General features: G+C 34.4%; 17 protein-coding genes. 11 read left to right on the top strand and 6 right to left on the bottom strand.

Annotation, left to right across the window (positions count from 1 at the left end; genetic code table 11):
• Window positions 1-97 precede the first annotated feature (97 nt).
• On the bottom strand, window positions 98-532 hold the full coding sequence (locus QL232_RS01680) for a hypothetical protein (protein WP_281612794.1): 435 nt from the start codon (window positions 530-532) through the stop codon (window positions 98-100).
• Between the two features lie 131 nt (window positions 533-663).
• Here QL232_RS01680 and QL232_RS01675 point away from each other — a divergent pair, with 131 nt between their 5' ends.
• Entirely contained in the window at window positions 664-2,112 is a 1,449-nt protein-coding gene (locus QL232_RS01675) for an NAD-dependent succinate-semialdehyde dehydrogenase (RefSeq protein ID WP_281612793.1), read from the top strand.
• Between the two features lie 97 nt (window positions 2,113-2,209).
• Here QL232_RS01675 and QL232_RS01670 read toward each other — a convergent pair whose 3' ends face one another.
• Window positions 2,210-3,634: a DUF3500 domain-containing protein gene (locus tag QL232_RS01670; RefSeq protein ID WP_281612792.1), complete on the bottom strand. Its 1,425-nt coding sequence runs from the start codon at window positions 3,632-3,634 to the stop codon at window positions 2,210-2,212.
• A gap of 295 nt (window positions 3,635-3,929) precedes the next feature.
• On the opposite strand from QL232_RS01670, the gene QL232_RS01665 reads away from it, so the two are divergent.
• The 3 genes from QL232_RS01665 (at window position 3,930) to QL232_RS01655 (ending at window position 7,897) form a co-directional block, all read left to right on the top strand.
• Complete coding sequence (locus QL232_RS01665) at window positions 3,930-5,282, top strand: MATE family efflux transporter (protein ID WP_281612791.1); 1,353 nt, start codon at window positions 3,930-3,932, stop codon at window positions 5,280-5,282.
• Between the two features lie 10 nt (window positions 5,283-5,292).
• Window positions 5,293-6,222, top strand: a complete 930-nt coding sequence (locus QL232_RS01660) for an AraC family transcriptional regulator (RefSeq protein ID WP_281612790.1) — start codon at window positions 5,293-5,295, stop codon at window positions 6,220-6,222.
• Window positions 6,223-6,331: 109 nt separating this feature from the next.
• Window positions 6,332-7,897: a DUF1254 domain-containing protein gene (locus tag QL232_RS01655; RefSeq protein ID WP_281612789.1), complete on the top strand. Its 1,566-nt coding sequence runs from the start codon at window positions 6,332-6,334 to the stop codon at window positions 7,895-7,897.
• Window positions 7,898-7,979: 82 nt separating this feature from the next.
• Here the strand turns inward: QL232_RS01655 and QL232_RS01650 are convergent, their stop codons facing one another.
• A complete protein-coding gene (locus QL232_RS01650) occupies window positions 7,980-9,662 on the bottom strand; it encodes a thiamine pyrophosphate-binding protein (protein WP_281612788.1) in 1,683 nt (560 codons plus the stop codon).
• A 277-nt stretch (window positions 9,663-9,939) separates the two neighbouring features.
• Between QL232_RS01650 and QL232_RS01645 the strand changes: the two genes are divergently transcribed.
• A complete protein-coding gene (locus QL232_RS01645; protein WP_281612787.1) occupies window positions 9,940-10,500 on the top strand; it encodes a carboxymuconolactone decarboxylase family protein in 561 nt (186 codons plus the stop codon).
• A gap of 83 nt (window positions 10,501-10,583) precedes the next feature.
• Entirely contained in the window at window positions 10,584-11,429 is an 846-nt protein-coding gene (locus QL232_RS01640; RefSeq protein WP_281612786.1) for an AraC family transcriptional regulator, read from the top strand.
• A gap of 313 nt (window positions 11,430-11,742) precedes the next feature.
• Here the strand turns inward: QL232_RS01640 and QL232_RS01635 are convergent, their stop codons facing one another.
• Window positions 11,743-12,960, bottom strand: coding sequence for a Gfo/Idh/MocA family oxidoreductase (locus tag QL232_RS01635; RefSeq protein WP_281612785.1), 1,218 nt, complete (start codon window positions 12,958-12,960; stop codon window positions 11,743-11,745).
• A 154-nt stretch (window positions 12,961-13,114) separates the two neighbouring features.
• On the bottom strand, window positions 13,115-14,098 hold the full coding sequence (locus QL232_RS01630) for an AraC family transcriptional regulator (protein WP_281612784.1): 984 nt from the start codon (window positions 14,096-14,098) through the stop codon (window positions 13,115-13,117).
• 244 nt (window positions 14,099-14,342) lie between these two features.
• On the opposite strand from QL232_RS01630, the gene QL232_RS01625 reads away from it, so the two are divergent.
• Complete coding sequence (locus QL232_RS01625; protein ID WP_281612783.1) at window positions 14,343-16,433, top strand: FUSC family protein; 2,091 nt, start codon at window positions 14,343-14,345, stop codon at window positions 16,431-16,433.
• Window positions 16,434-16,699: 266 nt separating this feature from the next.
• On the top strand, window positions 16,700-18,073 hold the full coding sequence (locus QL232_RS01620) for a histidine-type phosphatase (protein ID WP_281612782.1): 1,374 nt from the start codon (window positions 16,700-16,702) through the stop codon (window positions 18,071-18,073).
• 276 nt (window positions 18,074-18,349) lie between these two features.
• Here the strand turns inward: QL232_RS01620 and QL232_RS01615 are convergent, their stop codons facing one another.
• A complete protein-coding gene (locus tag QL232_RS01615) occupies window positions 18,350-19,750 on the bottom strand; it encodes a basic amino acid/polyamine antiporter (protein WP_281612781.1) in 1,401 nt (466 codons plus the stop codon).
• A 311-nt stretch (window positions 19,751-20,061) separates the two neighbouring features.
• Between QL232_RS01615 and QL232_RS01610 the strand changes: the two genes are divergently transcribed.
• The 3 genes from QL232_RS01610 (at window position 20,062) to QL232_RS01600 (ending at window position 24,186) form a co-directional block, all read left to right on the top strand.
• Complete coding sequence (locus QL232_RS01610; protein WP_281612780.1) at window positions 20,062-20,832, top strand: DUF2807 domain-containing protein; 771 nt, start codon at window positions 20,062-20,064, stop codon at window positions 20,830-20,832.
• Window positions 20,833-20,965: 133 nt separating this feature from the next.
• A complete protein-coding gene (locus QL232_RS01605; RefSeq protein ID WP_281612779.1) occupies window positions 20,966-21,601 on the top strand; it encodes an HAD family hydrolase in 636 nt (211 codons plus the stop codon).
• Window positions 21,602-21,750: 149 nt separating this feature from the next.
• The gene (locus QL232_RS01600; protein WP_281612778.1) at window positions 21,751-24,186 is read left to right on the top strand and encodes a sugar-binding domain-containing protein; all 2,436 of its coding nucleotides are present in this window, start codon (window positions 21,751-21,753) and stop codon (window positions 24,184-24,186) included.
• The last annotated feature ends 2 nt before the right edge of the window (window positions 24,187-24,188 follow it).

The following is a 24,188-nucleotide window of genomic DNA, read 5'->3' as shown; positions in this document are numbered from 1 at the left end:
ACTGTTCTTAAGCACTTTTCTAGTTGGAAATTTCCTGAATCCAACAATTGAATTTTTCTAACATTTAAGCTTCTAACTCAAAATATAACAATTTGCATTACCGCCCATCAATAAAATGATATTGACTCATATGTGATTCTTTCTCAAAGACCAGTTTATTTATAAATTTTAAATGTTCGATGTGCGATTTATCCAGTGTAAATTGTAAAAATCGACCATGTGCATGAATACTAAAATATTCATTGGTTTTATATAGCACCAATTGATAATACGGAATCATCCATTCAAAGATCTGTAACTTGACGTTGATATGAACGATGATCCCATTGCGTCTGATTTCAATCATAGCAGCATCTAGATCAGATTGTAACTCCTTATGATAGTCAACAGCAAGGTTGGTACTTTCGATGAAAAACCTGGGTGAAGAACTTCCTCTCATTTTAAAAATTTTAAATATCGAAAATGGCCTTCCAACTAATGATTTTCCTTTTTGATAATTTTTCGGTTTCCCGTAAGTAGTTTCTAATAGCATAATAAATAAATAACAAGTAAAACCCCATAATGTTTATGACAAAAAGTGACTAGTTCTGATAAAAATTATTTTCAATTGATGTACTGGTTATTAACTTCGTTGATCACTCTTACAATAGATAAAATAGCACCATGATATTAAAAGATACTACACTATTACAAAGCCAATGTTATGTCAACGGCAGCTGGGTTGATGGTGAAGAGAATAAAACCTTTGAAGTAAAAAATCCATTCAATCAGACTGTGATTCAGTCTGTCTCTGATTTTAATGCAAACGATACTCGTAAAGCCATTTTAGCGGCAGAGATTGCCCAGAAAGAGTGGAAAAAAACAACTGCAGGGGAAAGGTCATTCCGTTTAAGAAAATGGTTTGATCTGATGATAGAAAACAAGGAAGATTTAGGAAAAATATTAACGCTGGAACAAGGGAAACCATTACAAGAAGCTATTGGAGAAATAGTTTATGGAGCCTCATTTGTGGAGTGGTTTGCCGAAGAAGCAAAACGAACATATGGAGATGTAATCCCTGGTCATCAGGCAGATAAAAGAATTGTGACGATTAAGCAACCCGTCGGGGTAGTGGCGGCGATTACGCCATGGAATTTCCCTAATGCTATGATTACTAGAAAGGTCGCTCCAGCATTGGCAGCGGGATGCTCCATTATTGTTAAGCCTGCAAAATATACTCCTTTATCCGCTTTAGCATTAGGTGTTTTAGCAGAAAGGGCAGGGATTCCAAAAGGGGTGTTTAATGTCATTACATCCAGTAGAACAAGTGAAATTGGAGATGAGTTAACTTCTAATTCTATTGTTAGAAAATTATCTTTTACGGGGTCAACAGCAGTAGGTAAACAATTAATAAAAGCATGTGCAGACACTGTTAAAAAAGTCTCTATGGAGTTGGGGGGAAATGCACCTTTTATTGTATTTGCAGATGCAGATATTGATCAAGCTGTTGAAGGAGCAGTTGCGTCGAAATACCGTAATGCAGGACAAACTTGTGTTTGTTCAAACCGCTTTTTTGTACATCAAGATGTGTATCAAACTTTTACTTCAAAATTAAAGAAGGCTGTTGCCAATCTTAAGCTAGGAAATGGGATGGAAGATGGTGTTCAAATTGGACCACTAATCGATGAATCTGCGGTACAGTTTGTGGAAGGAGTTGTCGATGATGCAGTAAAGAAAGGTGGTGAAATTGATCTTGGTGGCAAGCGATCAGATGAGAATAATCAGATTTACATGCCTACTATTCTTTCTAATCTAACCAAGGAGATGGATGTTTATACAGAAGAAATATTTGGTCCGGTAATTCCAATTTTTGAATTCTCTACTGAAGAAGAAGTCATCGATATGGCCAATGATACTCCATATGGTTTAGCCGCTTATTTTTATGGTAAAGATTATCAGTTGGTTTGGCGAGTAGCAGAAGCTTTGGAATATGGTATGGTAGGTATTAATACAGGAATGATCTCAACAACCGTAGCACCTTTTGGAGGAATTAAAGAGAGCGGATTTGGTAAGGAAGGTTCTAAATATGGAATTGACGAATACCTTGAAATGAAATACATGTGTTTTGGGTAAAAAAATAAACTCGATAGCTCAAGAAGTCTTGAGTTATCGAGTTAAGAATAAAGTGGATGAATGTTAAGACAGTAAGCAAAAAAATATTATTGGAACCCTAGTGTGTATGTGTGTGTCTTCCATGGTAGTGAGAATGCTCAATAGCTTGACCTTGTGATAACTGTACAGTGTAATCAAACAACATCTCACTTGCTTTGTGGTGATCAGCGATAGCGTAGTGCTCATATAAAGTCTTTACACCACCTTCATTAATAATCTGAGCAAAAACACCATAATCTCCACCATCTGATGTAGATGGGTTGTTAGGTATTCTTGTAATTGTATGAACATGGTTGTAATCTGCTCCACCACCACCAAGAGCGTTTTCTGCATTATATTCTACCCATAAATATGGGTTGTAAATTCTATAATAGAATGGAGAGGTTGTAGAAGGTGCATCTACTTCATCAATCCATACAAAATAAGTATCATCAATGTTGGCCATAATGTCTGTCCACCAAGCGTCTGCAAAAGTAGTTTCCATGTTGTAAACATATTCTTGCATTACCAAGATAAGGTTGGCTTGAGTATCAGCAGACATATCCGAGTATTTAATACCCGTACCTGCAAAACCAGAGTAATCGTAATCACCTCTATATGGGTCAACATCACCTGGAGTGTCAGCAGGACCTACTTCCATAGCATGGCTACTCGAAGAAACCGCTGAACCAGCCTCATTATCAGTAAGCCCATTATATAAAGTTAAGGCCAAGTCTCTCTCGTCTTTAAAGATGTCAAACTCTGTTCCGTTATAAGAAGAGACAGCAGGTTCACCTCCCAAGAAAGCGGGTACCATAGAAACCTGATCACCATGAACTAAAAAGTTGATTGCAAGATGATGCCCGTCCAATTGGAAACCCCAAGAGCCACTATTTTCTGGATCACCAAACATATCGATAGAATAGAAATCAGGACTCCAAACGTCACCATTTTCAGTACTTAGTAAACCCTCTGCAAGCATTGTGATTTCATCTACTTTCTGGTAACCACCATCACTTAAAAACAATTGTAATAAATCTTGGAAGTACCCCATTTGTTCGTCTGAAAGATCTCCATAAATAATACCGTCTCTATTACTACCATTAGAGTTAGGAGTGTTGTGCCAAACGTACAATCTTTCGTCGTCAAGACAAGTTGATGCTTCGGATAATAATGAAGATGAAAGAGAATTTCTAAACGTTAGCATTGCTTGTCGCATAGCTTCAATCTCTGTATCTGTTGACTGGTCTACTTCACCAGGGGTATCACATTCTGATGTAGAACTACCACCAGTATCATCGGTATCATTACTATTGGCTACATAACCTTCGGGTTGTTCACAAGCTTCAGTAGAAGCATCGGGATCACCTAGGCCATCATTATCACTATCTTGATACCAAGTAGTTTCAGTACAAGCTTCATCATCATTACTAGTTGTTTCGTCACAAGCAGTAAATGTTAAACCTCCTAAGATTATGAGTAGTGTTAGATTTGAGAGTTTCATTAATTTATGAGTATGTAAAAAAATACGCTTTCTATTCATATAAGAGAGTGGAAATAAGTTTGTACCTAATCTCACACATTTTTTTACAAAAAAATATTTAATGATCTTACAAAAAGTTACTAGTCAAACCTTTATGATGTTGTATCCTTCCAATTCAAAAGTTTAGTATATCAATAATACCCTGTATTAAACTCCAGATTAATTATTTTTATCAATGACATATAGTTATATTTAATATGTTGCAAACTGAACATAGTTAAAAGCTCATTTCGATCAACAGATTAAACCCAATCACTTGAAAAGTAAAACAAATAGTAAAGACCTTACGGACGGTCCTGTATTAAAACGAATTCTTGCACTTTCTGTTCCTATTATTGGTGCCATGTTTATGCAAACGGCTACAAATGTTGTGGACATCGTTTGGATAGGAAAGTTGGGTAGTGATGCCGTTGCAGGGGTAGGTACAAGTACAATTTTCCTACAGCTAGTGTGGGCTTTTGCATCGATCTTTTTAGTAAGTTCTGGGGTTCTTGTGTCTCAAGCTATTGGAGAAAATAAAAACAAAAAAGCTAAAGAATATAGTAGAGATTCTGTTAAGGCATTAATGCTGATCATTATCTTAATGGGTATTATTCTCCAAGTTTATTTTGATGAAATCATTGGCTTCTTCAATTTCAAAAAACAGGTAGTTATTGATAGTGCGTATGTTTATTTGAGCTGGATGTCGATCTTTCTCATCTTTTCTTTAGGGACATTATTATTGACTCAAATCAGTAATTCAAGAGGGGACGCCAAAAAACCTTTTCTCTACTTTTCTATTGGCGTAGTGATCAATTTGGTATTGGATCCAATATTTATTTTCACTTTTGGTTGGGGAGTCGCAGGGGCTGCTTGGGCCACAGGTATTGCTCAGTTTATTGCTTTTGCACTGTTTCTTAGAAAATCCTTTAGAACCTTTTTCGGAGGATTAACCCAGTGGGGTTTCCGATTTATTCGTATTAATGAATTGATCAAAGTAGGGCTACCCACTTCATTGGAAAGAATCATCTTTACAGGTGTAGGAATCGCCATCACAAAAATTATTTCAGATTGGGGAAGTGATGCTATCGCAGCTCAAAAAATAGGAAACCAGCTAGAAGCCATCACATTTATGTGTATTTCTGGTTTATCCTCAGCAATGTTGTCATTTACAGGACAAAATTATGGTGCAAAGAAATTTGATCGTATTAAAAAAGGTTACTTCTATGCCATGATAATTTCATTACTTTTAGGTGTCGTTACAGGCCTTCTTTTTTATCATTTTGATGAAGAGTTAATGGGAGTTTTTGTGAGTGAAAGAAATACTATTTTAATAGGAGCGGATTATCTAGAAGTACTTGGTGTAGCTCAGGTATCTATGTGTGTTGAGATGGTAACTACAGGGATTATCAATGGGTTGGGTCGAACAAAGTACCCGGCAGTGATCAATACTTCTATGACCGTAATTCGAGTCCCATTGGCATTTTTCTTAGCCAACAATATGGGAATGGGTGTAGATGGAGTATGGTATGCAATAGGTATTAGTGTTTTTCTAAGAGCTCTATTTCTAACTGTTGCTTATTTCTATTTGACTAACAAACTTCTAAAAAGTGAAGTAACCGTAAGCTAATCATAGTACAATGATACAGGATATTCTAGAACAGTGGAATACAAATTTTAATGGAAGAGTAATAGATAATACCTTCATTTTCGACAATGAAATTGGTGAGGGTAAAGTAGAAGGCTTTTTACTTACTGAGCGTTTACAGCTTTTCAGAACATATATGTCTTTAAAAAAAGAGGTAGCGAACAGTACTTTAACCTTTGCTGATGATAAGCAATTTATCACTATTATGTTTGCAGATACATCATCAATTCTCTTTGAGTCCGATGAAGAAATCTGCTTGAAAGAGGGAGCTTTGATGACTAATGATAAGCGAGAAATTCAATGGAAGCTTCCCGTCAATAAAAGTATTCGCTTATTGAATTTTAGAGTACAGAAATCCTATTTCCAGCAATTAGTAGATAGAGTACCATCATTGAAAGAGATATTTCCGGAGTCTACATCATTTCTTGTGTTTGAAGAAATGAATCAGGTCATGAAAGGAACCTATTATCGTATATTAGAAATCCAACAATCACCTTTTTATAAAGAATTGATCTACTCCTGCGGTTCTTACTTATTCCACTTATTATTGGAACAAATCAGTAAGAAAGCTGAAGTGAAAAAGGAAGGCGATCTTACTTTAAATATTAAAGGTGTTTTTCAGGCAAGACAGATGATCGATACTAAAAATGGAATAGGTGTAAATATCGACCTACTATCTAAGGAGTGCGGAATAAGCAAAAGTCACCTAAGCTATAATTTCACTAAAACATTTGGGGTGTCCATCTACCAATATATATTAAAAATAAAGCTTGAGGAGGCCCAGAGACTTTTATTGAAAGGAGATAAAACCAACGCTATGATAGCTATGGATTTAGAGTTTTCAAGTAGCAGTCATTTTACTATGGCTTTCAAAAAAACATTTGGTCTTACCCCAAAAGAGTATCAAAAAAAGCAAAGATAGAGTAGTATAGATAAAAAGATCATTCATAGAAATATGTTATTTTTTCAGATGAATATATAAAAAAACGATGCATAACAACCGTTGAATAAATCAAATCAAAAACAAAGTTATGCAACGTAAATTTATTATTATCTCATCATTAATCGCATCCCAATTATTCATAGGTTGTGATACAAAAAAGGGAACTTCGGTTAACAGAGAAAGGGAGTTTGAAGATATTGCTGCAAAGTATAATACTTCAGTTCCACATGATATATTAACCCCCAATAAGGTCACTACAAGTATTGGTGAACTAAACTATTTTGATGGAATGCCCACAGAGGAAACCACTCAAAAACTATATGATAACCTGGATCATTTAAGGGGAATTGAAACCTTTTTAAATGGAATACCTGCCGCTTCATTGGAGTCATTTAGAAGAGGAGTAGTGAGTATGGGTGCTGATAATTATAATAAAGTCGGCATTTTTGATCAATTAATGGGATCAAATGCTTTCTTCTTAACAGGAAATACAAGTACTGTTTATGCTTCTGTATTTTTAGATTTAAAGAAAGATGGACCGATGGTGATTGAAGTGCCAAAAGGTTGTGGTCCTGCCACAGTAAACGATGCTTTCTTTAGATATGTCATTGATATGGGTTTACCAGGTCCCGATAGAGGGAAAGGAGGAAAATATCTAATTCTTCCTCCAGATTATAAAGGGAATGTTCCTGACCATGGATATTATGTAGCAACCTCTAAAAGTTATGTAAACTGGGTAATCCTTAGAGGTTTTCTTGTTGATCAAAAACCAGATTATTCATCCCAACTATTTAGAAACGGATTAAAAGTTTATCCATATAAAAAGAAAGAAACAGCTCCTAAGATGGAGTTTATCGATATGTCTTCTAAAACGTTTAATACCATTCATGCAAATGATTTTCATTTCTATGAAGAATTAAATGCTGTGATTCAAAGGGAACCAATATCGCTTATAGATCCTGAATTAAGAGGTATTTTCTCAAGTATTGGAATTGAAAAAGGGAAATTGTTCCAACCGGATGCTCATAAAAAAGCAATTTTGACAGATGCTGTAAAAGTAGCCAATGGGACAGCAAGAGCATTAGCTTTTAATCCAAGAGATAAGGAAGCTAAAATATATCCTGAATCTAATTGGGAGTCGGGTTTTATTGGTGGAAATTATCAATGGTTGAAAGATGAAGGCAAGGGAGGAAGAAACCTTGATGCCCGATCTCGATTCTTCTACATGGCGACAGTAAACACTCCCGCTATGACATGGAAATTGGAAGGTATAGGATCACAATATGCTATTTCAAGCAAGGATAGTGATGATCATTATTTCGATGGAGGTAAAAACTATACTTTACACCTTCCGAAAGATGTACCTGCCAAAAACTTCTGGTCGGTATGTGTATATGATCCACAGACAAGATCGGAATTACAAACAGGTCAGAGGTTTCCAAGTATAAATAGCCAAAGGAATCCATTACAAAAAAATACAGATGGATCTTATACTTTGTATTTTGGGCCTAACTCTCCAAAAGGCCATGAATCCAATTGGATACAGACAGTACCGGGTAAAGGCTGGTTTACAATCCTTCGTTTATATGGGCCATTAAACCCATGGTTCAATAAAACTTGGGAGCCAGGGGAAATAGTATTACAAAGAAATTAATTTGTGATAGATATAAAAAAGGGACACTCCATTTAGAGTGTCCTTTTCGATCATCAATTTTAATCAAATTATCTCATGTATTTTAATGTCTTAATGCTTCACTAAATCTCACATTGAAAGAAGCACTATCCCAAGGATCAATCATTATTCTCACAACATTGACACCTTTATTCTCAATAACTTCAGTGAAGATTTTATCGATATCTTTTTCGGTATTGGCAACATAACTGTGGCAAGTTACACCTTCTACACCTCCCAAAGCAGGGGCAAGTTTTTCATAGTTCCATGGTAAGAAATCATTGTAACTACGTTCTTTACCTGGATAAATTTGACGCTCTGCTCCATATCCACTATTATCTAAAATTATAAGTGTGATATCCTGTTTATGCTCAATAAGAGTAGATAAATCTTGAGCCGACATTAAGAAGGCTCCATCTCCTGTAATAGAAACTACTTTACCCGTTTTTCTTTCTGAAGCTGCAAAAGATCCTCCTACACTCATGCCAAATCCGGCACCTAAAGAACCCCAGTTACCACAACCCATGATACTAATGTCTTTCTTGAATTCAGCTTGTGACAAATTAATATATCCGCCAGTGTCTCCATATAGAGTATCTCCTGATTCCATGAAATTGGCAAACTGTACAAACAAACGATCAATAGTAATGGCATTATCTGTTGGTGTAAACTGATCTTTTAATTCGAAGGAGAATTTTCGTTGAGTAGGATCAATAGATAATGATTTTGGGGCTAACGATATTACTTCTTCGGCAAGAATTGGCAAAATGTCTTTAAGATATACACCCATATAAAATTCATCATTAATGATAACATGATCATTTTGGATATGAATAGAAGCTTGGTTAGTACCGATATCATCAGTAAAAACACCACTATCAAATTCAGTATACGGGTTTCCGAAGGTAATTACTAGGTCAGCCCCTTCTATCATTTTATAAGTATATTCTTCGGATACTTTTCCCTGATATAAGCCCACACTATTTGGGTGGTCTTCAAAGTGAGATATTTTTCCAGTAAAAACGGTGCCTACACAGGCATTAAGATGTCTAATGATTTTATCTGCATTTAAAATCTGCTGATTACGATCCAACACTGGTCCTACCAAGCTAGATATGCTTTTAGCCTTCTCAATTTCTTTCTTGATAGCCTCTACAGCTTCAGATAACTTTTGAGGATTCGATATATTTTTATTAAGGTCTAATGGTTTATTTGGAGCTGCAACTTCCGCTTTTTGTAGATCATAAGGGATCTCAAGGTAAACGGGTTTCTTTTGGAAATAAGATTTTAAAAGAAGCTGATCAATTTCTTCTGTAGCCGTTTCAGAATTTTCTAGGCGAATTGAACCAACAGTAAAATTTGACATCACTTTAAGTGAAGTATCTAAATCCTGATCAATTAAATGGTGGAGCTGCTTTCGTCCTAATGTTTTAGAAGTATTTCTATTTGGAGCACCACATATAACTACTATAGGAGTATTGTCTGCATAAGCACCTGCAAGGGCATTAGTTGTACTTAAGGATCCAACTCCAAATGTAACTGCAACAGCACCAAATCCATTTAATTTTGCATATCCATCAGCAGCATACGTTGCATTTAATTCGTTTCTACTATTAATATGTTTAACGCCTGTCTTCTTATCAATCATCTCATCAAAAAATGGTAAGTCATAATCGCCAGGGATACCAAATAAGTGGTTTACATTTAATTCATTTAATCTAACTAGTACGTATTCTGAAATAGTCATAATAATAATTTTTTAAAGGTTGAATAGATTTTGATTTGTTGTTCCTATCGAACAATACAAAGGTGGGGGATTTAAAAAGTAATCTTTTGTATGAAAAGCTGAGGTTGTTGTAAAAAAGACTGACACTATGAATCACCCTTTTTAATAGTCTTGGGGGTGTTTTTTTGACTTGTCCATATTCTTGACCTAATAGTCCATTTTAAACGAATTGAACTCTGCTACATTTGTTACAACAACAAAACGAAATAGTTATTCAAATTTAAATCAACCTATTACCATGAGAAATTTTAAAGTACACACTTTCGACACTGTAGACCAAGAAGCAAAATCAATCTTGGAAGAAAAGCAAAAAGCTTTCGGTTTTGTACCCAACTTAATCGGGACATTAGTAGAATCTCCTCAGTTGGCAAAAGCATACGATGAGCTACATGAATTATTTACAAACTCTTCGTTTAATGCAGAAGAACTTACTGTAGTATGGCAAACGATTAATGTTGAAAACGAATGTCATTATTGTGTTCCTGCTCATACTGCAATAGCAAATGCAATGAACATAGATAGTGCAATCACTGAGGCGTTAAGAAACGAAACTCCTTTACAGTCTGAAAAACTTGAAGCACTAAGAACATTTACTTTACAGATGATCAGAAAACGTGGTTTTGTATCAGATGAAGATTTAAATAGCTTCTATGCTGCAGGGTACACACATAGAAATGTATTGGATGTGATCTTAGGTTTAGCACAAAAAACAATTAGTAATTATACCAATCATGTATCACAAACACCATTAGATAAGAACTTCCAATCCTTTAAATGGGAAAAAGAAGCTACTGTCTAATCTCTTCAATCAATCCTTCTGCATTAATATTTGATGTAGAAGGATTTTTTCAATAACTCATATTATTCCATAACTTTATTCTAATGGAAGCGATTACAACACAGGTTTTTGAATATGATGGAAAGCCATTAATAGAAAAAATTCAAATTGAGGTCCCGTTTACTAAGGAACGTGTTTTTCAGGATGAAGGGTGTTTTCTATACATGAAAGATGCAGATATCACTTTACATTCTGCAAATGAAAAAATGGACATCAAGAAAAAAGAAGCTGTCTTGTTAAAATGTGATACTTACTTTCTTGAGTTTTTAGGTAAACAAAACTCTGGAAATGTTGAAGTAATCGCTGTGCATTTATATCCAGAAGTATTAAAGAAACTCTACATTCACGAACTACCCAAACTTATTGAGAAAAGAGATAAGCCCACGAATACAAAACATATAGTAGATGATGCCGTAATCGCTAGGTTTATTGATTCGTTAGAGTTTTATTTTGATATCCCTTCTCTGGTCAATCAAGATCTTATTGAACTTAAAATCAAAGAATTGGTTTTACTGTTGGTACAAACTAGAAATGTAAGTTCAGTTGTTGAACTTATCCATGATCTATATTCACCAAGAGTCGTTAAACTGAAAAAGGTAATTGAATTGCATAAATTCTCTAATTTAACTTTGGAAGAACTTGCCAAGCTAAATGATATGAGCCTTTCCACATTTAAAAGAGAGTTCCAAAAAGTATATGAGATGTCACCGTCGAAGTATATTATGCAGGAACGGTTGGTAAAAGCACAAGAATTGCTGAAGGTTTCCGAAATTCCTGTAAGTGATGTAGCATATGAAGTAGGTTACAACGACCCATTATATTTTACCAGACTGTTTAAGAAACAATTTGGAGTGTCCCCCTCACATTATCGAACAAGAATAGAATCGTAATATATTGAACAGTTTCATTGGGTTGGAGCTGTTTTTATGCATAAAAAAAAGTCGATCCAAAAGGTCGACTTTTTCTGCTCGTATTAAAAATGCTTTGTTTTAATGTAATTGTTTAAACTGATGATGTGTAATTTCTTTTGTCTGCTTTAATGTGTTACAGTTAAATAAACGGCGATGTCGAAAGTCTGGTTTAGTAAAAAAAGAACAATCGTTGGTAAAAAAAAATTATAAATAACCGGATTGTGAAAGTTTATAACAGTACAATAAAAGAATTGATGTGTTTAATACCTTGTATAATTACGGTTATAACTATCTAATACATCGCTTCCTCCGTTCTTTTTTCTTTGAAGTTTGGAAACTTAATGGTCCTATTTCCTTCTTTTATGGATTGCTCAGATAATGGTGAAATGGCTAGCCAAGTTAGCATATCATAGATATCATATTTTGGTATCCTTTGTGATTTAATCGATTCAATAAACTCTTTTAAGACAAAATAGTCCATTTGATGTCGGGCAGTTTTCGCAGCATCATATTGGTATTTTTTCCAATCCGGATGATCATATTTATTGAAAATCTGATGTGGTTGATTCATCCATTCATCATGATTTGAATAATCTTCTAAATGTAGATGGTTGCCATGTTCCTGAATCCAAATGCCTTTCGTTCCTTGTACTCTAAAACCGAGTGAGTATGGCCTAGGCACATTAGTGTTGTGTGTTAGGATCACCGTTTCACCATTTTTGGTCGTAAGTGTAGACGTAATCACATCACCTAGGATATATTTATCTTTAGCATTAGGATGGTGCTCACCTTTATGTTTGGCTACATAACTTTTTAGACCCACAGACTTCGACGCATGAGAGACAATAGATACAAACTCATTTCCTCTATTAATCTTTAGGAATGAGGCAATGGGTCCAATGCCATGAGTAGGGTATAAATCGCCATTTCTAGTGATTGAATGGTTTGTTCGCCAACTCGCTTCACCTTTCGCACCTTCCCCATAATTCATGTTTTCATCAAACTTAATCGAACGTAAATCATGTTCATAACCCCCTCTGCAATGTACTAACTCTCCAAAAAGTCCTTGATCAATCATATTCTGAATCGCCATGACATCTCTATGGAAACAAGTGTTTTCAAGTAACATGCATTGCGTACCATGTGTTTCTTTAATTTCTTTTAATGTATAAAGTTGTTCTAAGGAGGTAGCACTAGCGGCTTCAATACCTACATAAACAGGGAATTGGAGAACAAAGGCCGTAATCTCGAAGAAGAAATCCCAAGGCACAGAAATAATAACAGCATCCAATGTTATGGAAGACATCATTTCTTTATAACCATTATTGTCTTTATAAATAGTAGGTAATGGTTGCTTGTATTTCTTAAATAACTGATGAATTTTCTGGTGATGTTCTATGTTGGGTTCCACTACAGCCTTAATGTTTACATCATCTCTTTGCAAACAATTTTCTAGATGTATTATCCCTCTGTATCCAGCACCAATGAGTCCAATCTTAACTTTATGCATCTTGTAATTGATCGAGTAGGCGTATGTTTGTAGGAAAAGGTTTATAAATTTTATCTAAATATATATCAGGAGGAGTAGAGTTCCTTAGATATTAATGACAATTAAAATCTTTTAACGATAACATTTTATGAATCAATTTTAGTTAGCTATTTCTTTATTTGTCAAGGCCTTTTTGTGAATCATTTTTGGAAGAGTTTTTCAATTCGCTTGGCTTTTCTCCAAATTCCTCAATAAAACTTTTTGATAAGTGGTTGATATCGGAAAACCCAAATTCATAAGCAATTTCTGTCAATGATTTATGTGTGGTAATAATTTCGTCTCTTACTTTATAAATTCTTGCATGTTTGTAGTATTTATAGACGGTCTGTCCGAAGCAATATTTAAAAATCTCATTAAGTTTTGTCGAATTGATCCCATATTTTTTTGTCAGTTTTGACATGATGGGTTTTTCATGAAAGTTATGCTGTATGTAATCTCTAATTTCAAATACCGCTTCAAACTCATGGTCCATGTAGATTTTCTTCAAGTCTTCTTCTCCATTAAATGAAAGGAGAATATTCGAAATGATAAGGCAAAGCTCATGTAACTTAACGATATGCCATCTGTTTCTCAGTTTAGGGTTAATGTCTTTCGGTCCTTTATCAAAGTACACCTTTTTCCATATAGCCGTATGATCATCCCCTTTATGAAAAGCAAAGTCTTTGATTGTATTGAGTTTCTCATTTAAAAAGGGAGATACATCTGATCGATTAAAATATAAGGTGACTCTTTGTTGGTGGGTTCCTTTTTTTCTTTCAAAAATGATGTTTTGGGTATTATCTAAAATTAAAAACCCTGTAGGAACACTAAAGTGAATGGGCTTATTATCATGCCCCGAATATGTTACATCTTCGCAAAAGAAGATAATAGTATAATCAAATTGCTTATCAGAAGTAAAGTTGATGGAGAAGTCTTTCAGAACTTTATAATCGATTGATGTAATTCTAAATCCTTTTTCTTCTACGACGAAAAGAGTACCATCGATAAGGTCGCTTTTAAGGGATAAAGTATATTTATCTACAGGCTTCCCTTTTAGGTTTTCTTTTAAATATTCATAGTAGGTACTATCTCCTCTGTCGTTAAAATGTACTTCTTCCATTAGATAATTTTCAGGGAATGATATTGTGAATTACTCTATTAAATAATTTACAAAAACCCTTATTAATGTATTTAGTAAAAGAAGAATGTGTCAACATTTCCTTGAAAACATTCAAAGAGATCCTACTCGCAGCTAAATAGTGAGTTTTACTAATCTCCCCTAAATTTTTACCAATGAATTGAAAAAGCCCCTTTTACTTTTGTGATATGCTTTAATTATTCATCAACTTCTGACACAATAAACAATGGAAAACAGACAAGTGAAAGAGGCGGTAAAAGTAGCATTGTCTTTTGTGATTACTTATGCTGTCGCTTTACAATTAAATTGGTTTGATCCTGCTTGGGCAGGGTTTGGTATTTGTATGGTGGCAATGCCCAATTTCAGAATCGATCAGTCATTTCGAAAAGGAACATTAAGAATAATTGGTACGGTGATCGGAAGTATTGTTGGCTTAATCATTCTAGCACTTGCTCCTCAAAGTCGTTTCTTATTTATGTTTTTAGCAGGCCTATGGGTATTTATTACCATGTATATGATGATGGCAGATGTAAAGCATAGTTATTTATGGAATGTGTTAGGATTCACTTGTCTGATCATCACAACTGCTGGTGCTTCTGATCCAATAAATGCTTTTGACCATGCTTTGTACAGAACACTAGAAAACGTTTTGGGCGTAGGTATCTATACCATCATCTCATTTGTGATTTGGCCTTATTACGAACAAAGAAAGCCAAAACAAGCAGCATCAGAACTAATAGATCATCTTCAAAAACAATTTGAGTTAATAAAATACCAATTTCAACATAAAACGATTGATGCATCAACTTTCAATCATAAAATGGAAAAAAGTAAAAGCGAGTTGGTTGATTTACTTTCGTTAGCTGACTACAACAATACGGATGATCATAAAAGAAAAGACTTGTGGGTAGATTTTGTTTTTAGGTACAATAAGGTGTCGAACAGCTTGGTTAGTTTATTGATAAATGTCGAAGAATTAAACCATGAAGAGGATGTATATTTAGAAAAAAAGCCATTTATAGCTGCCTACAATGAAATCCATCAGAGATTGTCTCAAGTCGTTCAAATGCTTAAACTAGAAGCAACTACGTTCACTTTTAATAAGGTGACAATTCTAATAGATCAAGAAAATCATTTAAATAAGCTTCAATATACTCGGTTGAAACTGATTCAAGAGGAGATGTATGATCTAATGAATGAATTAGAAGAATTAACGTATGTCACCAATCACCTTGTCAATGATTCGCCTAACAGGTTTAGAAAAGTAGCAAAACATAAGGTTTATGATTTCACCTTGTTAGATAAGCAATATTTTGTAGGTGCCCTCTATGCAACTTTTGCTGTAATGGGAGGCTTTCTTATTTGGATATTTTTCGACCCTCCGGGGCATTCGCAATGGTATATGTCATCTGGAGCCAATGCCATGTTTATTGCTTTAACACCCCAACTGAAAGCAAAAGAGTTTCTCAAATATTTTGCGATCATGAGCTTCTTTACGACTCTAATTTATACTTTTATTATGCCTGCGTTGGGAAGCTTTTATACATTAAGTGTCTTCTTATTTATCTACATGTTTATCAACTATTATTACCTAAGGGGTTTTGCATTTGTCACTGCAGCTTTTGGTGTGATGCTATTGGGGATAACAAATGAAAATCAATCGTATGATTTTTATGGAATCATAAATACAGATATTTTCAATACTATTTCATTGTTATGGCTTGTGGTTTTGGGGTATATGCTCAATACTACTAGGCCCGAAAAAGCATTTATGAATAAGATAAATGGCTTCTTTAATAGTGCCCATTATTTGCTGGTTCATGCCAAACATAAGGTGAAATGGTACCAATTGAGTAAGGTGATAAAATATAGATTAGCCAAAAGAGAAGTGGAAGTTGCTGCAATGACTCTAGAGAAATGGAGTGCAGTTATTAAATATGATTTATTTGATGGAATCACTGAGCAACAACTAAACGATATCACTTTCTATATTCATAGAATCTCGAAAAGAATTCAGTTACTGATAAAAAGAATGAAGGAAAGTAATACTCCTGAGGAATCATTAATGGAATTTTCAACACTCAAGGAAGAAACTTTGTATATGTTACAAGATGAAAAAATTGGTAATTCCTCTAGTATTATCCCGATAAAAGCGAAAGCTCAAAACATACTTGAAAGGCTAGACAAAAGTAATGCATCTCTTGATTTTCACAAGATTCTTAATAATTACTGGGTATTGATTCATATTATGGAAGAATACAAACAGTACAGTAATAAGATGAGATGGGAAACTTTAAAAGAAGAGCGTTTTGCTTAATAAAATACGATACTTTATAATCTCAGCATTACTCAATCCATAATGTATTTATTCGAGTCCTTTATCTTTTTTTAGGTAAAGGACTTTTTGTGAAATAACAATTAATGACGCCAATATTATCTTTTTATGAACACAGAATTCCGTAATCATAAATTACTTATTTTCGCTGTTGTTAAATCCATTTTTATATTTCATTGATATGTAGAGGATATATAATCAACTGAAACCTAATATGAAATAGACCAACTGAATAACTAAGCTAAATAATGAACAGACAAATTACAGTACTTCTATTGAGTACATTCCAATTCTTTTTTATGACATCCTGTTCACAGGAAAATACAAAGCAATCTTTAACAACGGAACAAGAGTGGAATATTGGTTCGAAACAGAACTATATGCCCCCAAAAGAAATTACTCCTATACCAGAAGATTATGAAACCATCTTTATTACAAATGTAGCAAGACATGGTTCTCGATATATGAGTGGCCCGGGAGAAGATATTGCATTATATGAATTGATGATGGATGCAGATAAACAGAACCAATTAACAGAGGAGGGTAAACTACTGATGCAAGAGGTGAAGCAACTTATTGATCTTCAGATAAATAATTATGGACAACTAACTCCTCTAGGGAAAGAAGAACATTTCGCTATAGGACAAAGGCTATACGATATTGCTCCTGATTTCTTTAAGTCTTCTACAAAATTTATTGGAAATGCGACATATAAATCAAGAACTCAGAATTCAAGAGGAGCATTTATACAAGGATTGAAAGAGAAAGATGTCCATCCGGAATGGGAAATCAATAATTTTATTAAAGGGAAAGATCCGCTTTTACGATATCATAAAATTTCTCCTAACTATAAAGCATACAAAGACTCAGCAATTTGGGAGGAGCAAATAGTGGAGCTAAAAAAATCAAAGGAGTATCTAGACATTGGGGATGCTATTCTTCCTAACTATTTTAAGTCTCAAATAATCAATGATATTGAAAATGGAGAGAAAGTGTATAAAGATGATGAAGGAGAAGTTGTTATTGCCTCGAAGACGGATATCATTTTAGCACTGTATGAATGCTTTAAAATCTCTTTTGCGATTACACCAGACCAACGTCCAGACTTCCTTGTTTTTACCCCCTCTCAGACTCAACTTCTAGCCAAAATAGGAGATGTTGAAGCTTTTTATGAAAAGGGGCCAGGGTATAAAGGTCGAAAAATTTCCTATGCTAATTCAACGACATTACTGATGAATATTAGCAACAACTTACGTTTAGCTTCGAAGGGAACTTTAGACTATCAAGGGTATTTTAATTTTGCCCATGCTGAAACCACATTACCTTTAGCTGTATTGTTAGACCTCAATAACATCAATAGAAAATCAGACCATGCACTTAATATTGAGTGGTCTGAGGGCGAGTATGCAAGTATGGCTTCCAATATCGAATGGTTTTTGTTGGAAAAAGAAGGAGAGAAGTTTGTACAGGTCAGGTTTAATGAACAACCGGCGACGCTGCCTTTGGAAGGTAATCAGGATAATATTTATCCATTAAAGAGTTATCTCGATTATGTAGAAACTTTGATCACCCCTTATCAGATAAGTGATACTAACTACATGAAAACAATAAACCAGTTTTAAAAAAAACGCCTTGAGAATAACCTTCTATCTCAAGGCGTTTTTTTATGAAGTCAGATTTTGAAACTTTTCTACTGAAATATAAAAGGTGAGGTACATGTTTTAAGAGTATATAAAGTTGTAGTTCAATTAATAGTGATTAAAACATACCCAAAAACGATTTTTTAATATCGATAATTTTTTGCCCATATCGATAATACTTTGTTAAGATGATGATAGTTTAAAGATGTAAAGATTTAGAAACAGCCTCGGTAATTACTGAGGCTGTTTTTTTTATGATTAAAGTGCCATTGCACCTGTGGATATAATATAAACCCCAATAAAAGATAAGCTAATCATTGTACCTGCAATCCATTTTTCATAATTGGCAAACACATGTGATCCATTTTGTTCTTTTCTTGCTTTAAGGTAAAATGGAATACCTACAGCATAAAACATCATTGAAAGCAGTAAAAAGTTAATGCCTGCTGCATAAATTAACCAAAGGCAATACAACGAAGACAATAAAGCAATCACTTTGATTTTCATCGAATATCCCTTTTTACTTAGTACCTCTTTTAGTAAGAACATGGAGCTTAATAAGTAAGAAGGAAGAATCATCACTCCGGCAATATCAACAGCTGCCAAGTACACATCCTTTGCAGAAACGACAATAAATAATGCCAATTGAACGATAATACTAGACATCAATAATGAAATCCCTGGTGATTGATGTGCATTGTCTTTACTAAATATTTTTGGTAAGATGCCATCTTTTGCAGCACTATAAGGTGTTTCTGCAACTAGGATTGTCCAAGCTAACCAAGCACCAGATACTGATATAATTACAGCAACATTCACTAGCATCAATCCCCAATCACTACCAACAGCAGCTTGTAATAAACCACCCGTAGAAGGAGAAGATAAAACGCTTAATTCTTCTTGTTTTAGGATACCAAAAGATAAAGCCGATAATAACAGATACATCAACAATGCTGCCGCAAAACCAATTATTGTCGCCTTACTAACGTCCGATTTCTTTTTTGCTTTTCCTGAAATCACAACGGCTCCTTCAATACCAATAAAGCACCAAAGCGTTACCATCATAGTGCCTTTAATTTGTTTGCCGATACCTCCTAATCCAAATCTCCAGATATCAGCTGTAAAAACATCAAAATCGAAGGCAACGATTAGCATAATAAATATTACAATCAGCGATAAGAATTTTGCAACTGTAGAGAGTGTATTCAATGATGAAGCCTTATTTACTCCAAACCAAACAATGGTCGTCATCAGCCATACTAAAACGGATCCGAAAACCACTGTTTGCCATCCATGTTCTAATAGACTTGGAAAGAAAATACCAAGTGCATCATTTAATAGTACTGCAAAAGCTACGTTACCAAAAATAGCAGCAATCCAATACCCCCAAGCACTACTGAAACCAACAAAGTTGCCGAAACCTTTTTGCGCATATGCATATATTCCTGAACTTAATTCAGGGTGTTTTTCTTCTAAAGATTTAAATACTTCTACTAAAAACCAGATACCAATTCCTGAAATCACCCAAGATAACATAACGGCACCTAACCCAGCATTTGAAGCCATATTCTGAGGGATATTAAAAATTCCTCCACCGATCATTGAACCGAAAACAATGGCGACAAGTCCCCACAGTCCAACTTTTTTTTCATTTTCCATTGATGAATAAGATTTTTGATGATGTGTATGTGTGTGTTTAAAGTCAATTAGACCTTAGGTTACTTTTGGTAACGACTTTACTTATTCTATTGTTTCGGTAGCATTTTTAATAAAAATGAAGCTATAAAAAGGTGATTGATTACTATAAATAAAGGTTTAAAATTGTTGGATGATACTCTGGAAACAGAGTATCTTATGAAAAGTATTGGTTTCAATATTTGATCAATTTGAAAAAAAATAAATTTTTTTCTTTTGGGAGTAGGGGGAAACTAACTTTGAAGTGTTATACAACTGAAAACAATATTTAAAGCATGAAAAATTTAAACATAATTTTATTTATCACTTTAGTGATGGGGTTTGTGAGTTGTAACAGTGAGGACGTTTCTGGTCCAACTTCAAACTATAATTTGGAGTTAGCAGACATCAAAGGAGTGAACTTCCAAACGACCGGTCATGTATATATCCAATACGGTGAAGAGCAAACAATTACTATAGAAACACAACCTGAGGTTTTTGAACATCTTTCTCAGAAAGTAGAAGATGAAATATGGAAAATCTCTATTAATAAAAACCTGTCTAATTTTGATTTGAATATCTATGTTACGCTTCCTCAGTTAAAAGAAGCTACAGCGAGTTCTAGTGGAAATATATCTATCTCTGAAGTTGGAGAAGGTTCTTCTCAAGTGAGTTTAAATACTTCTTCTAGTGGAGATATCAAATTAGAGGATGCTACAGGAATAGATAGTGATTTGGTTGTAAACATTAGTTCTTCTGGTAATGTAGAGGCAAGTAATATTGAGGCCAATCGAGTAGTGGTTAATATTTCTTCTTCAGGAGATGCATCGTTAGTTGGAGCAACAAGCGAACTAGTCGGACGCATTAGTTCTTCTGGTAATTGTTACTCTAATGATATGACATCAGACAAAGTAGATTTTGATATTTCTTCTTCAGGAGATGCTTATGTTCATTGTGTGAATGAGTATAATGTAAATTTATCATCAAGTGGTAACTTCTATTTTAAAGGAAACCCAACAGTGAGAGAAGCTAACACAAGTAGCTCAGGAGAAGTTATTCAGCAATAAGATATAAAGTTTGTAATTCGGAATGTTAAAGGTGCTCTGTATGATTTATATACAGGGTACCTTTTATTTTTTCAATCACTTTCGGGTTTATTACCTTTGAAGAAAGAAGTATAAACTGATAAATAACAACATAGTGAAATATAAAGCAATCATCTTCGACTGTGATGGAGTTCTTGTGGATTCAGAATCGATTACCATGAATGTATTCATCGATCTATTCAAAGACTATTCTATTGACATTACTTATGAAGAGGCGATACAAACTCTAACTGGAAAAGCATTTGATCAAATTGTTAGCTATATACAAGAGAAATATCAGGTGACGTTAAAAAATAATTTTGAGGCTGAGTTTAGAAAAAGAACATTCCAAGCGTTTGAAAATGATATTCAGCCAATACCAGGAATTAAAGAAGTAGTTGAACATTTATCACTCCCTTTTGCTGTAGCATCCAATGGTCCTATGAATAAGATGGAATTAAATTTAAAAACGACTGGCTTGTACAGTTTTTTTAAAGGAAATATGTTTAGTGCCTATGACCTGAATGCTTGGAAGCCGGACCCGAAAGTATTTCTTACAGCTGCTGCTCATTTGAATGTAGCACCAGAGGATAGTTTAGTTATTGAAGATAGTTTATCAGGTATACAAGCAGCAAAAAATGGTGGATTTAATGTGTTAGCATATTGTCCACATGAAGATGCAGAAAAGTTTTCATCTCAAGGAATAGATGTTTTTACTTCCATGAAAGACCTATTAGTGCTAATTAAATAGCATAAATTATACAAATAGTGTTGAAAAGTAGCATAAATCCGACTTTTGGATATGTGCTACTTTTGCATTTTTAAATAACCGTTAAATCAACATTTATGATCTAGTTTTGACTATACGATAACGACTTTTTTATTATCTACTTGTCTGAAATGAGATTAATTTTTATACATATTGTTGGTTTATTTTTTCTTTCCTCTATCGGTTTTTCACAAACGGTTCGTGAACGTATTTCATTGGATTTTGATTGGAAGTTTACAAAGGAAGAGGTGTCGAATGCCCAAGAGATAGCTTTTGATGATTCGAATTGGAGAGTATTAAACGTTCCTCATGATTGGAGTATTGAAGGTGAATATAGAGAAGAAAACCCGTCGGGAAAATCAGGGGCATTTCTTCCTGGTGGAATAGGATGGTATAGAAAAGAAATTCAAGTGGCAGACAAACACGCAGACGATAAATATTTCATCACTTTTGATGGGGTATATTTAAATAGTGATGTTTGGATAAATGGTCATCATTTAGGTTTTCACCCGAATGGTTATATGAGTTTTGAGTATGATCTAACGCCATATTTAAAAGAAGGGAAAAACACCCTTGCTGTTAAAGTAGATCATTCAAAACTTCCAAGTGGAAGGTGGTATACTGGATCGGGTATTTATAGACATGTATGGTTAACGAAAACCAAGAATATCTATATACCTCAATCAGGTACTTTCGTAACGACTCCTCAAGTATCCAAAGCTTCTGCTTCAGTACAAATTGTTACTAGCTTAAAAAGTGAGCTAAAAGCTGCAAAGAAAATCACTTTAAAAAGTATTGTTAGGTCTAATACAGGAGAAGTAGTAAGTGAAACAACAACGAAATATAAGCTACAAAAAATTGGGAAGATCACTCAAAATGTACAATTAGAAAATCCGAAATTATGGTCACCAACTACACCTAATATGTACACATTAGAGAGTGTAGTAATGGTAGATAAAATAGTAAAAGATACTTATTCTACTCCTTTTGGTATTCGAAAAGTAGAATGGAAAAACAACGAAGGACTTTTCTTGAATGATACGCCTATTTTATTAAAAGGATTAAGTAATCATCAAGATGCAGGAGCTTTAGGTGTAGCCGTACCAAATGATGTTCTTTACCACAGATTAAAATTACTTAAGGAAATGGGGTGTAATGCTTTACGTACAGCACATCACCCCTTTTCTCCTGAATTTTATGCGATGTGCGATACCATGGGCTTTATGGTGATGGACGAAGCATTTGATGGATGGTGGAGACCAAAAGCAAAATTTGATTACGGGAATTATTTTGCAGATTATTGGCAAAAAGATCTAGAAGGCTTCTTAAAAAGAGACCGTAACCACCCTTCAGTAATTATGTGGAGTGTCGGTAATGAGGTACATAAGTTTACTAATGAAGAACAAAAAATATTAGTTGACTTTGTGAAATCAATAGATCCAACACGATTTGTAACCCAAGGTAGAGGATATAAAGGAACTCATATTGATATTGCAGGATTTAATGGGCATGGTGAATTTAAGAATGTGCTTGAAGATTATCATGCAAAAAATCCTGATCAATTAATCGTTGGTACAGAGATTACTCATACGTTACAGACGAGAGGGATTTACAGAACACAAACTTGGTATAGAACCAAAGATAATCCTGCACCATGGGAGAAGCCGGAGCAATTTGCGAAGATGGAAAATAAGGTCTATAAAATTCCTAATTTAAGTGATGAAGAAGTGTTCCCTAACATTACAAACAAATACCAATCTTCTTATGATAATTCGATTGTTAGAATTGGTGTTAGAGATGATTGGAACCGCGTTGAAAAATACGATTACTATGTAGGTAACTTTAGATGGACAGGTTTTGATTACCTTGGAGAATCATTTAATTGGCCTGCAAGAACAGCCAACTTTGGTATCATCGATTTGGCAGGATTCCCGAAAGATCATTATTACCTCTATCAAAGCCTTTGGAGTAACGAGCCGATGGTTCATGTGTTACCACATTGGAATCATCAAGGAAAAGAAGGACAAAAAATTCCAGTGGTAGTATATACGAATACTTCCTCAATTGAATTGTTCTTAAATGGGAAATCACTTGGAGAAAAAGTGATGGGTAAGGAAAGGCAGCTGGTTTGGCAGGTGCCTTACGAAAAAGGGGAAATTAAGGCGATTGCAAGAAATAAAAATAAGAAAGTAGCAGAAGATATCGTTAGAAGTAGTGGTGAAGCTAATAGTTTCCAACTCATACCTAGCAAAACTGAAGTATACGCTAATCAAACTGACGTTATCAGATGTGAAGTAAATATTATAGATAAGGATGGTGTCTTTGTTCCAGACGCTGACCACCTTGTTGAGTTTACTCTTGATGGTCCCGCAAAAATTCTAGGTGTTGAAAATGGAGACATATTGGATTTATCTTCAAATAAAGCTAAATTTAGAAAGGTTTTTAATGGTAAGTGTGTCCTATTTTTTCAGTCTTCTGATGAAGCGGGTTTGATCAAGCTAACAGTGAAATCAACTAAATTAAATTCCAAAACAATGACTTTCAAATCATTGAAGGTGATTCGATAACA

It is taken from the genome of Flammeovirga sp. SubArs3, from assembly GCF_947387565.1.
GTDB classification, from domain to species: domain Bacteria; phylum Bacteroidota; class Bacteroidia; order Cytophagales; family Flammeovirgaceae; genus Flammeovirga; species Flammeovirga agarivorans.
This window is presented reverse-complemented; position numbering and strand designations above follow the sequence as displayed.

Excerpts from the sequence above, each read along its gene's own strand:
- QL232_RS01680 (WP_281612794.1), bottom strand. The coding sequence starts at position 532 with ATGCTATTAGAAACTACTTACGGGAAACCGAAAAATTATCAAAAAGGA.
- QL232_RS01675 (WP_281612793.1), top strand. The coding sequence starts at position 664 with ATGATATTAAAAGATACTACACTATTACAAAGCCAATGTTATGTCAAC.
- QL232_RS01670 (WP_281612792.1), bottom strand. The coding sequence starts at position 3,634 with ATGAAACTCTCAAATCTAACACTACTCATAATCTTAGGAGGTTTAACA.
- QL232_RS01660 (WP_281612790.1), top strand. The coding sequence starts at position 5,293 with ATGATACAGGATATTCTAGAACAGTGGAATACAAATTTTAATGGAAGA.
- QL232_RS01655 (WP_281612789.1), top strand. The coding sequence starts at position 6,332 with ATGCAACGTAAATTTATTATTATCTCATCATTAATCGCATCCCAATTA.
- QL232_RS01650 (WP_281612788.1), bottom strand. The coding sequence starts at position 9,662 with ATGACTATTTCAGAATACGTACTAGTTAGATTAAATGAATTAAATGTA.
- QL232_RS01645 (WP_281612787.1), top strand. The coding sequence starts at position 9,940 with ATGAGAAATTTTAAAGTACACACTTTCGACACTGTAGACCAAGAAGCA.
- QL232_RS01640 (WP_281612786.1), top strand. The coding sequence starts at position 10,584 with ATGGAAGCGATTACAACACAGGTTTTTGAATATGATGGAAAGCCATTA.
- QL232_RS01635 (WP_281612785.1), bottom strand. The coding sequence starts at position 12,960 with ATGCATAAAGTTAAGATTGGACTCATTGGTGCTGGATACAGAGGGATA.
- QL232_RS01630 (WP_281612784.1), bottom strand. The coding sequence starts at position 14,098 with ATGGAAGAAGTACATTTTAACGACAGAGGAGATAGTACCTACTATGAA.
- QL232_RS01625 (WP_281612783.1), top strand. The coding sequence starts at position 14,343 with ATGGAAAACAGACAAGTGAAAGAGGCGGTAAAAGTAGCATTGTCTTTT.
- QL232_RS01620 (WP_281612782.1), top strand. The coding sequence starts at position 16,700 with ATGAACAGACAAATTACAGTACTTCTATTGAGTACATTCCAATTCTTT.
- QL232_RS01615 (WP_281612781.1), bottom strand. The coding sequence starts at position 19,750 with ATGGAAAATGAAAAAAAAGTTGGACTGTGGGGACTTGTCGCCATTGTT.
- QL232_RS01610 (WP_281612780.1), top strand. The coding sequence starts at position 20,062 with ATGAAAAATTTAAACATAATTTTATTTATCACTTTAGTGATGGGGTTT.
- QL232_RS01600 (WP_281612778.1), top strand. The coding sequence starts at position 21,751 with ATGAGATTAATTTTTATACATATTGTTGGTTTATTTTTTCTTTCCTCT.